This window comes from Pedobacter sp. ASV12 (genome assembly GCF_016429155.1).
Classification (GTDB): domain Bacteria; phylum Bacteroidota; class Bacteroidia; order Sphingobacteriales; family Sphingobacteriaceae; genus Pedobacter.
This window is the reverse complement of record NZ_JAELUC010000226.1, coordinates 1-593: the sequence shown is the minus strand read 5'-3', so window position 1 is coordinate 593 and position 593 is coordinate 1. Positions and strand designations below refer to the sequence as shown.

The following is a 593-nucleotide window of genomic DNA, read 5'->3' as shown; positions in this document are numbered from 1 at the left end:
ACATTGGCTATGCCCACGCCGCCATACCTTTCTTCGCTAGTGAGCTGTTTCATAACGTCGTTGCTTAAGCTAAATGTAAGTTCGTTGCCATTACCTTGCAGATATCCTCTTATAAAACCCTGCTCCTGTACCCTTGCAGCGCCATGTTTGAAGCTATTTTCTAAAAATTGAATGAAGAGCATCGGAGCAATTTTTAAGTGTCCATCCAGGTTTTTGAGCTCAAAGGCTATACTCGCATTAGGGTATCTCATCCGTTCCATTTCCAAATAGTTTTGGAGAAATTCTACGTCTTTTTGCAGTTCTACCTTATCATGCCTGCAATCGTAAAGTACATAGCGCATCATATCCGAAAGACGCAAGATCATTTCGGGAGCCTCCTTTCTTTTCATCATCGCCATACCATAAATGCTGTTGAGCGTATTGAATAGAAAATGAGGTTGTAGCTGTACCTTAAGTGCCTCCATCTGCAATTTAAGGTTATGGTTTTCTACTTGGTATTGATTGGCGATGCTATCGAAGGCAAATCGAGTAAAAAACAGCGATAAACAGGCCCTGTCTCTTATACACATCTGACGCTGCCGACGAACCACGAC

General features: G+C 42.3%; 1 protein-coding gene. It reads right to left on the bottom strand.

The features are described from left to right. A partial coding sequence (locus tag JHD69_RS20030; RefSeq protein ID WP_199142103.1) for a sensor histidine kinase occupies window positions 1–593 on the bottom strand: 593 nt, incomplete at both ends.